Origin of the sequence: Collinsella aerofaciens (assembly GCF_018785245.1) — a bacterium.
GTDB lineage: Bacteria > Actinomycetota > Coriobacteriia > Coriobacteriales > Coriobacteriaceae > Collinsella > Collinsella aerofaciens_AD.
Window position 1 is genome coordinate 1 of sequence record NZ_WQPL01000029.1, and the last position, 9890, is coordinate 9890.

General features: G+C 59.1%; 7 protein-coding genes. All 7 read left to right on the forward strand.

Features of this window, described 5'->3' with window-relative positions:
* Positions 1 to 190 precede the first annotated feature (190 nt).
* The 7 genes from acpS (at position 191) to GPK39_RS07015 (ending at position 9712) form a co-directional block, all read left to right on the forward strand.
* Positions 191 to 730, forward strand: coding sequence for a holo-ACP synthase (acpS, locus tag GPK39_RS06985; protein WP_006235843.1), 540 nt, complete (start codon positions 191 to 193; stop codon positions 728 to 730).
* Positions 731 to 2347, forward strand: coding sequence for an NAD(P)H-hydrate dehydratase (locus GPK39_RS06990; protein WP_082222952.1), 1617 nt, complete (start codon positions 731 to 733; stop codon positions 2345 to 2347).
* 2 nt (positions 2348 to 2349) lie between these two features.
* Positions 2350 to 3495 carry an alanine racemase gene (gene alr / locus GPK39_RS06995; RefSeq protein WP_215674631.1) on the forward strand — a complete coding sequence of 382 codons (1146 nt, stop codon included), beginning with the start codon at positions 2350 to 2352 and terminating at the stop codon, positions 3493 to 3495.
* Between the two features lie 8 nt (positions 3496 to 3503).
* Positions 3504 to 4124: a uracil-DNA glycosylase gene (locus tag GPK39_RS07000; RefSeq protein ID WP_215674633.1), complete on the forward strand. Its 621-nt coding sequence runs from the start codon at positions 3504 to 3506 to the stop codon at positions 4122 to 4124.
* Positions 4125 to 4136: 12 nt separating this feature from the next.
* Positions 4137 to 4643: a tRNA (adenosine(37)-N6)-threonylcarbamoyltransferase complex ATPase subunit type 1 TsaE gene (gene tsaE, locus GPK39_RS07005; RefSeq protein ID WP_138113463.1), complete on the forward strand. Its 507-nt coding sequence runs from the start codon at positions 4137 to 4139 to the stop codon at positions 4641 to 4643.
* Positions 4630 to 7014 (forward strand): tRNA (adenosine(37)-N6)-threonylcarbamoyltransferase complex transferase subunit TsaD, encoded by a 2385-nt coding sequence (tsaD, locus tag GPK39_RS07010; RefSeq protein ID WP_215674635.1) that lies wholly within the window; start codon positions 4630 to 4632, stop codon positions 7012 to 7014. The genes tsaE and tsaD overlap by 14 nt, the downstream gene beginning before the upstream one ends.
* Before the next feature lie 808 nt (positions 7015 to 7822).
* Positions 7823 to 9712, forward strand: coding sequence for a carbon starvation CstA family protein (locus GPK39_RS07015; RefSeq protein WP_118206559.1), 1890 nt, complete (start codon positions 7823 to 7825; stop codon positions 9710 to 9712).
* Positions 9713 to 9890 lie beyond the last annotated feature (178 nt).

Genomic DNA, 9890 nt, shown 5'->3' on the forward strand with positions numbered 1-9890 from the left:
GGGCGCCGCTGACCGGTGGACGGCACCGAGCCGTACGCTTGAACTGAGAAGGGGGAGGCCTCGCGGCCTCCCCCTTTTTTTGCGTTTACGGGCTCTTGTCTCACATAGTAGCTGTGTTTTATAACCCTCGTTTGTCGCATCTTCTGTGAACGGGCTACAATAACTTAGTCTGTGCGATATGGAGGTGAACATGGCTGAAGCTGGTATCGGCGTTGATATCGTCGAGATTTCCCGTATGAAATCAATTCTTGAAAAGACGCCGTCGTTTGCTCGGCGTGTGTTTACCGAAGAAGAGCGTGCGTATTGTGATGCATCATCGCGTCCCGCTGCTCACTATGCCAGCCGCTTTGCTTCGCGCGAGGCTGTACTTAAAGCTCTCGGCACGGGTTTTAGTCAAGGCGTTGGTCGCAAGGATGTTTCGGTTACGCGTGATAAACTCGGCAAACCGAAAGCGCTGCTTTCGGGCCGTGCTCTCGAGATCGCTCAAGAGCTGGGTGTTGTTGAGGTCGCTCTTTCCATTACGCTTACAGGAGACTTAGCCGTTGCGAATGCCATCGCGATTACCGAAGATGCTCGGCCTAAGCCAAAAGAGGAAAAGGTGAGTACCAAGAAACGCGTAGCGCAGACATTTAAAGAGGCTCGCTCTGTTTTAGATGAGCTTGAGCAGCTGCAGAATTCAGCATTGACGGAGCACCTGGGCGATGCTTCGCAAGATACGCTAGGAGCATAGATGAAACCGGTTTTGAGTACCGAAGAAGTCGTTCGTCTCGAGGATATCATCGAACGCGAAGGGACTTCGAAGGCCGAGCTTATGGAGCTCGCGGGTGAGTTTGCCGCCAACGAGGTCTTGAAGCTCAATCCCGATCGGGTTCTCGTTCTGGTCGGTTTTGGTAATAATGGCGGCGACGGTTGGGTTGCCGCCGATATTCTGAGCCATAAGGGTGTGGACGTCGATATCGTTTCTCCGGTTGAGCCGGATGAGATTCCTGCTGCTCTGGCACGTCATGTTGCTCGTCGTACTGCCGGCCGCGATGTGCACGTTTGCGTTGGCCCCTCGCGTGACGAACTCGAGGTTTTGATCGATAAGGCCGATGTTGTTGTCGATGCCATTTTTGGTACCGGTTTCCACGGGAATCTGCGTGCGCCGTTCTCCATCTGGATTCCTACGGTCAATGAATGCGCCGATTGTGTCGTATCCATTGATGTCCCCTCGGGCCTGAATGCCGAGACGGGCGTTGTTGATGACGACTGCATTCGTGCCGAGCATACGGTGACGATGATTGCGCCCAAGATTGGTCTGTATAGCGCTGATGGCCCTGAGTATGCTGGCGATTTGATCTGCGGCAATCTTTACGACCGTCTTGACGAGGTCATCGATGATGTCGACCACGCCGCCGAGATTGTCGAGCCCGGTGACTTAGTTGATTACTTTGCTCCACTTCCTACGAATATCGATAAGTATTCCCGTGGCTCTGTGCTTATTGTCGCCGGATCTGCGCAATATCCTGGTGCTGCCATTATGGCGGCCAAGTCTGCAGCTCGCGCGGGTGCTGGTTACGTGGCAGTCGCGGCTCCTGACGCCTGCGCTAATCTTATTCGCATGGCACTTCCTTCGATTCCCGTTTTTGCTATTCCGTCTGATTCCCGCGGCTCCTTTGGCGCCGCTGCGCGCATGACGGTGTGCGAGATTGCAAAGAAGTACAGCTGCGTACTGTGCGGTCCCGGTATGACGACGTCTGCCGGCGCTATGCAGGTGGTTTCGGGCTTGCTCGAGCTTGATGTACCGCTTATTTTGGATGCCGATGCACTCAACTGCCTTGCTAAGATTGCCATTGACGGTATTGATAGTAACCCCGAGATGTATCGTCGCGAGCAGCCGTTGGTTATGACGCCGCACTATCGTGAGCTTTCGCGTCTGGTTGCCGGTGACGAGGTGAACGACCTTGGTACCGCGATTGCAGCCGCGCAGAAGGTTGTCTGGGCTGCAGGCTCCGACAATCTGGTGGTCATTGCCAAGGGGCCGACGACGGCTATCTGTGGCGTTGAGCGTGTGCTGCTGCCACTTTCGGGTCCGGCTTCTCTGGCAACTGCCGGTTCGGGTGATGTTCTCGCGGGTATTTTGGCCGGCACGCTTGCCACCATGCGCGACGAGATGGATCGTTGGGAGTTGCTGTATTCGTACGCCGTCGCACTTCACAGCTACGCCGGTTTTGCCGCGGCGACGGAGTATGGTGAGAAGAGCGTTATCGCGACCGATCTTATCGACTTGATTGGTCCTGCCATGGAGCTGGCAGCAAAGGATGCGCTCGAAGATCTGGGAATCATGGACGAAGGGTCGGATGACTAATCATGAATAAAGCCGATTTGACGCGCTGGTCCTGGGTCGAGATCGACCGCGGGGCGCTCCGTCGCAACACGAGGGCCTATAAGAACTTGTTGAATCCACGTCAGCGCTTGTGTTGCGTGGTCAAGGCCGATGCTTATGGTCATGGAGCTGTTGAGTGCGCCAAGATCATGTATTCGGCTGGTGCCGACATGTTTGCCGTGGCGACGGTTAACGAGGGCGTTGAGCTCCGACAGGGCGGGATTACGAAGCCCATCCTCATCCTAAGCGAGCCGCCTATCGAGGCCATTCCGACGTTGCTCGAGTTTGATATCATGCCCTCGGTCTATACGTCTGACTTTGCTCTTGCGTATGGCGAATGTGCCGTCGCGGCGGGCAAGGTGGGCAAGTATCATCTCGCCATCGAGACAGGTATGAATCGTATCGGCGTACACTACACGCAGGTGCTCGACTTTGTGCGCGGTATTAATTTCCATCGCGGTATTCAGTGCGACGGCGTATTTACGCACTTCGCCACGGCCGATGAACCTTCGGGCTGGGACTACAAGCTGCAGTGTCAGCGCTTTACCGAGGCCGTTCAGGCCATTAAGGATGCGGGTTTTGAGTGCGGTATCGTGCACTGCGCCAACACGCCGTCCTCGATGCTCGACCCCTCGATGCATTTTGATATGATTCGCGCCGGCGTTGGCTTGTATGGCATGCAGCCGTGCGAGCTGAGTGGCCGCGTGATGCAGCTTGATCCCGTTATGAGCGTCCATGCGCGCGTGATGCGCGTGGCACACCCTGCGATGGGTGAGGGCGTGGGCTACGGTTTTACCTACCGCGTACCGCGTACGCGCGTTCAGATCTGCACGCTGCCGATCGGTTATGCCGATGGCCTATCGCGTACGCTTTCCAATCGTATGGATGTGCTGTATCGCGGCGAGCGTGTGCATCAGGTTGGCAATATCTGCATGGACCAGTTTATGGTCGCCATTCAGTCCAACCCGGCACACGAGATTCCCGAGGCCGAGTATGGTGACGAGATGATCATTGTCGGCCGCGATGGCGATGCCGAGATCACTATGGACGAGATGGCCCGACTGCGCGGAACGATTAACTACGAGGTCGCCTGCGGCTTTGGCATGCGTCTCGACAAGGTCTACGTGTAGGAGCCGCTATGGGCGTCATGCACATCCCCGGCCATACCCATCAGGCACCACGTGAGGTCGCACTCGAGGAAATTGAGGCCGTTCTGGGCGATTGTCACCTCTGCCAGCTCTACCAGTCGCGTTACAATATCGTGTTTGGCGTGGGAAACCCCCGCGCTCGCGTGATGTTTATTGGTGAGGCGCCGGGCCGCAATGAGGATTTGCAGGGCGAGCCCTTTGTGGGGGCGGCAGGCGAGGACCTCAACGGCATTTTGTCGCTGGCGGGCCTCAAACGCGAAGACGTCTACATTGCCAACGTGCTTAAGTGCCGCCCGCCGGGAAACCGCAATCCGCGTCCCGAGGAAGTGTTGGCTTGCTCGCCGTTTTTGCGTGAGCAGATTCGAAGCATCTGGCCCGATATTATCGTGACGCTCGGCAACCCCGCGACGCACTTTGTGCTTAAGACCGAGATTGGCATTACTAAGCTGCGCGGCAGGTTCCACCAGATGGGGCATTTTGTAGTAATGCCCACGTTCCATCCGGCAGCAGCGCTGCGCAATCCGGCGTGGCAGGAGCTGCTGGAGGAAGACTTTAAGATGCTGGGCGACTATCTGGAGCGACATCCCGCACCAGAGGACGCCTCGGAATAATAAGGAGCATATATGTCCCTGGAGCGCCTGGGGGTAGGTACTTACAAAACGACTTGCGCTGCCGATACGGAGTACTTTGGCGAGCTAATTGCACCGTGCCTTGAGGACGGCGATGTGCTCATCCTGACCGGTGGCCTGGGAGTGGGCAAAACTCACTTTACCAAGGGCGTCTCGCGCGGGCTGGGCGATGGGCATATGGTTACGAGCCCTACGTTTGCGCTCATGGCCGTTCACGATCAAGGTCGTATTCCGCTGTTTCACTTTGATCTATACCGCCTGGAGCATGCCTACGAGCTCGAGGATACGGGCATTTTCGATGTGCTGGGCTATGAGGGTGCTTGCCTGCTGGAATGGGGCGAACAATTCCAGGACGAGCTGACGGATGAGTATCTTTCGGTGACGCTCAAGCGTGATGAGGGCGACAGCGATGTGCGAACGATAACGCTTGAGGCGCACGGTGACCGCGCAATGGAGCTTTCCCATTTGATTGATAGGGCTGTACAAGATGAGCTTGCATAACGACAACGCGCTGGTGGTGGCGCTCGATACCTCGACCGACATGCTTGCCTGCGCGGCAAGCTGGATTGATGGGCAGACGGGCGAGACGAAGCTCGTGAGTGGCGACCACATGTGTCGCCGTCACGCCAACGTTGAGCTCGTGAATACCGTTGATGGCGTGCTGGCTCAAGCCGGTCTGGATCGCAGCGATGTTGGTTACTACGTGGTCGGCCGCGGCCCGGGGTCGTTTACGGGTGTGCGCATCGGCATCTCCACTGCCAAGGGCCTCGCGCGCGGTGCCAATGTTCCACTGCTGGGCGTGTCGACGCTCGACGCTTGCGCTTGGACGGCGTGGAAGGCTGGCGTGCGCGGCAAGCTTGGTATCTTGGCCGATGCTATGCGCGGTGAGGTATATCCGGCGCTGTATATGCTGGTCGATGAGGGTCCCGAGCGTCAATTTGAGCGCGAACACGTGGTCAAGGCCGCCGTGGCGCTCGATGAGTGGCGCCAAGCGGCGGACTGGGACCAGGTTCAGCTGACCGGTGACGGTCTCGTGCGCTATGGCAAGCTGCTGGGTGGGGACGAGACCGCTCGCTGCGTGGAGCGCGACCTGTGGTGGCCTTCGGGCGAGGGCTTGCTGCTCGCGCACGCTGCGGGTGACGGCGATCCGGCTCGCGTCCTGCCGATTTACACGCGCCTTTCGGATGCCGAGGAAAACGAGCGCAAGCGTCTTGGTCTTGCCGAGAGTGCGCAGAGCGAAATTACGGGCGTTGCCGATGAGCTCGCCGGTCGTCATCTGCAGTTCCGTCCCATGGGCGCGGCGGATGCCGAGGGCGCGAGCGCGCTAGAGGCTGCCTGCTTTGAAGGTGCCGGACACGAGGCGTGGACGCCGGGCATGTTCCTGTCCGAACTGGGCGAGGACGTCGCTGCGCCGCGTAGTTGGTGGGTGGCACACGACGACGGCAAGCTGCTGGGCCTTGCCGGCGGTATGGTCTTGGACGGTGATGTGCAGATTCTGGATGTCGCCGTCGATCCGGCACATCGCCGTGAGGGCATTGCCCGCAAGCTGCTGTCGCACGTGAGCTATGATGCCCAGATGCTCGGCTGCACCACGGCTTCGCTCGAAGTCGAGGACGGCAATGAGGGCGCGATTGCGCTTTATAACGCTCTGGGCTTTACCGAGGCAGGACGGCGCCGCGGCTACTATGGTGCCGGCAAGGATGCCATCGTCATGACGGCTCCGCTGCCCCTGGTGCTTCCGGTCGACAATGCTTCGCCCGAGCCGACGGCGGCAGAGCAGCGCGTATGGCCGCTGCCTGCGCCCGGGCGCTCCGAGGGGGAGCGTGCCGAAATTGAGCGCCGCCGCCTGGTGCTCGCTATCGAGAGTTCCTGCGACGAGACGGCCGTGGCGATTATCGATGCGGATGGCAATATGCTGGCCAACCAGGTATCGACACAGATTGATTTTCATGCCCGCTTTGGCGGCGTGGTGCCCGAGATCGCCTCGCGCAAACACGTTGAGGTGATTGTGAGTGTCGTGGATGCGGCGCTCGAGGATGCCGCAGCATCGCTTGGTCTTGAGGGTGGAGCCATTGCCCCCAGCGAGCTTGCCGCCGTGGGCGTGACACAGGGTCCGGGCCTGGTGGGCGCCCTCGTGGTGGGCGTTGCCTTTGCCAAAGGCTTTGCCTACGCTGCCGGTAAGCCGCTCGTATGCGTCAACCATCTGGAGGGGCACCTGTTTGCCAACTTGCTGGCGCAGCCCGACCTCAAGCCGCCGTTCATCTTCACGCTTGTCTCGGGCGGGCACACCATGCTCGTGCACGTGAAGGCGTGGGGCGACTACGAGGTGCTCGGTGAGACGCTCGACGACGCCGTGGGCGAGGCCTTCGACAAGGTGGCCAAGGCGCTGGGCCTGGGCTATCCCGGTGGCCCCATCATCTCTAAGCTGGCCGAGACGGGCAACCCCAAGGCGATCGATTTCCCCCGTGCGCTTAACAGCAGGGGGGACTACCGCTTCTCGCTTTCGGGCCTCAAGACGGCGGTGACGCTCTACATCGAGCAAGAGACCAAGGCCGGGCGCACGATTCACCTTCCCGATCTGGCGGCTTCGTTTGAGGCAGCTGTCTTTGACGTGCAGTACAAGAAGGCCAAAAACGCACTGCACGCTACCGGATGCAAGGAATACTGCATCGGTGGCGGCGTCTCGGCCAACCCGCATCTGCGCGAGATGATGATCAAGAAGCTTGGGCGTCAGGGGATTCGCGTAACGGTGCCGCCCTTGTCTGCCTGTACCGATAACGCAGCCATGATCGCGGAGGTCGCCCGCCGTAAATTCGACCGAGGTGAAATCTCGCCGTTCGACGTCGACGCCGATCCGAACATGACGCTGTAGCTGGTACGGCGCGGTCCCCGGACGGAGGGGCCGGATATAAGGTTTCCTGCTCTACAGTCCTGCGCAAGACGAAGGCCACATTAAGTGGCCTTCTTTGCGTGCGGAACTCGCGATAAACCTTATATCCGGCCCCTCCGTCCGGGGACCTTTCTGTATCGATATAGCTTCTGGGCTGGTTTGGCGTCGACAACGTCCAGCAAGGTTAACAAGCCAGCGTCGAATTTCCAGCGTTCTTTAGCTGAAAGAAAAAGTTGGCGTGCGGAGCTTTGCTCCGCATTTGGGATGGGAGCCCCTGAGAGCCGCGGGAGCCGGGCGGCGCATATGAACTTTATCGCGAGTTCCGCACGCAAAGGAAAGCACTTAATGTGCTTTCCGTCTTGCGCAGGACTGTAGAGCAGGAAAGTTCATATGCGCCGCCCGGCTCCCGCGGCTCTCAGGGGCATCTCTCATGCAAAAACTGTCGTGGGGTAAAGTCCGAGGTCAGTGGCGTTTTATACCGAGAAATCCAAAAAAGTTGAAAATTCATTACAAATTTGCGTTGACTTTAGGTAACTAAAGTTTCATACTCCTTTTCAACCACTGGGGGATGTGAACACGCACGGATCGTTCGCATCATGATTGAAGAGGATTTCTTAGACATGTTCACGCATCAGCTAAACATTATCAGCGTAGTAATTATCTGATGCGGGTTAGCACATACAGCTAGCCCGTACGATAACGGGCGGCTGATGAAGATGAGGGCCGTCGAGCGCAACCGACGGCCCTCATTTTTTATGTCTAGGAAGTTCTTTTTAGAGGAGGAAATGTAATGAACGGAGTTTTGCTCATGGTTGTGGCCGCGGCGGTGCTCGCCTGCGGCTATCTGGGCTATGGCCGCTGGCTGGCCAACAAGTGGGGCGTTGACAAAGAGGCCCTCACGCCGGCCAAGCGCATGAAGGACGGCAAGAGCTTCTCGCCCGTCTCCGCCTTCACCGCGTTCTCGCACCAGTTCAGCTCGATCTGCGGTGCTGGCCCTGTCACGGGTACGATCGTCGCCATGGCCTTTGGCTGGCTGCCCGTCGTGCTCTGGGTCCTCGTCGGCGGCATCTTCTTTGGTGCCGTCCATGACTTTGGTGCCCTGTACGCTTCGATGAAGAACAACGGCAAGTCGCTCGCTCAGCTCATCGAGAAGTACATCGGCAAGACCGGCCGTCGCCTGTTCCTGCTGTTCTGCTGGCTGTTCTGCATCATCGTCATCGCCGCTTTCACCGACATGGTCTGCAAGACGTTCATGTTCACCCCGGCCGTTGACGCTTCTGGTGCTGCTACCGGTGCCATCGACTTCACCAAGTCCTATGCCGCCGGCTGCGCTGGTACCATCTCCATCCTGTTCACCTTCGTCGCTATCGCCTTTGGTTGGGCCCAGAAGAAGTTCAACCTCACCGGCGCTGCCGAGTTCGTCACCGGCGTTGTCCTCATGGTTCTCATGTTCGCCGTCGGTATGCAGTTCCCGGTCTACCTGGATAAGTTCCAGTGGTTCGCCGTCGTCATGGTCTACCTGGTCTTCGCTGGCGCTATGCCCATCCAGATGCTCAAGACCCCGCGTGACTACCTCACTTCCATCATGATGATCGTCATGATCGTCTGCGCTGTCCTCGGCATCGTCGTCCTGGGCGTCAACGGTCAGGCCACTATCACCGCTCCGGTCTTCACCGGCTTCTCCACTGCCTCCGGCATGATGTTCCCGGTCCTGTTCGTCTCCGTCGCTTGCGGTGCTCTCTCCGGTTTCCACAGCCTCGTTTCTTCCGGCACCTCTTCTAAGCAGGTCGAGAAGGAGCAGGACGCCGTCAAGGTCGGTTACGGCGCCATGATCGTCGAGTCCTTCGTCGGCATCCTTGCCATCATCGTCGCCGGCATCATGTTCTCCGATATGAACACCGCCGGTACTGGCGCCCTCAATGCTGGTGTCGCTTCCACCCCGTTCCAGATCTTCGCCGCTGGCATCTCCCGCGGCATGCAGGCCTTCGGTGTTGACGGCACGCTCGCTACTGTCTTCATGACCATGAACGTCTCCGCTCTGGCCCTGACCTCGCTCGACGCTGTCGCCCGCATCGCCCGCACCTCGTTCTCCGAGTTCTTTGCCCAGACCAACGACGCCCTGGCCATCGAGTCCAAGGCTGGCTACATGAAGGTCCTCGGCAACCCCTGGTTCGCCACGGTCGTCACCCTGCTTCCCGGTCTCGCCCTCGCTTTTGGTGGCTATGCCAACATCTGGCCGCTCTTTGGTGCTTCCAACCAGCTGCTCGGCGGCATGACCATGATCACCCTCGCCGTGTTCTGCAAGTGCACCGGCCGCAAGGGCTGGATGCTCTACGTGCCCGTCGCCTTCCTGCTCTGCTGCACCTTCACCTCGCTGGTCCAGAGCGCCATGGGCTGCATGACCGCCGTCCAGGCCTACGGTTTCTTCGGTACCATCCCGGCTACCGCCACCACGGCCGCCGTCTCCGTCGCCGCCACCAAGGGCCTGCAGCTCGTCTTTGCCGTCCTGCTGATGGTCCTGGGCCTCATCGTTGCCGTCAACTGCCTCAAGGAGTTCTTCGGCAAGGAGGCCGGCTCCATGCCCGACGAGGAGCCCGAGTGGTCCGAGATGGGCAAGGCCGAGTACGGCCGCGCCGCTGCCGCTGAGGCTCCTGCCGACGCCGAGGCCGCCAAGGCTTAGTCGACCTGACGAGTTGAACGTCACATCTATATGACTCGGAAAGACCGGGTCCGCGACTTCGCGGGCTCGGTCCTTTTTTCATGCAAAAGCTGGTGACGGGTTGATTTCCGATCTCAGCCGAACACATTGAGCAAATAGGCCATTCCCGCAGTTAGCCGAACGCCCCCGAGGCCCCATC

Bases quoted from the DNA above. Each gene is read 5' to 3' on its own strand.
- acpS (WP_006235843.1), top strand. From the start codon at position 191: ATGGCTGAAGCTGGTATCGGCGTTGATATCGTCGAGATTTCCCGTATG.
- GPK39_RS06990 (WP_082222952.1), top strand. From the start codon at position 731: ATGAAACCGGTTTTGAGTACCGAAGAAGTCGTTCGTCTCGAGGATATC.
- alr (WP_215674631.1), top strand. From the start codon at position 2,350: ATGAATAAAGCCGATTTGACGCGCTGGTCCTGGGTCGAGATCGACCGC.
- GPK39_RS07000 (WP_215674633.1), top strand. From the start codon at position 3,504: ATGGGCGTCATGCACATCCCCGGCCATACCCATCAGGCACCACGTGAG.
- tsaE (WP_138113463.1), top strand. From the start codon at position 4,137: ATGTCCCTGGAGCGCCTGGGGGTAGGTACTTACAAAACGACTTGCGCT.
- GPK39_RS07015 (WP_118206559.1), top strand. From the start codon at position 7,823: ATGAACGGAGTTTTGCTCATGGTTGTGGCCGCGGCGGTGCTCGCCTGC.
- tsaD (WP_215674635.1), top strand. From the start codon at position 4,630: ATGAGCTTGCATAACGACAACGCGCTGGTGGTGGCGCTCGATACCTCG.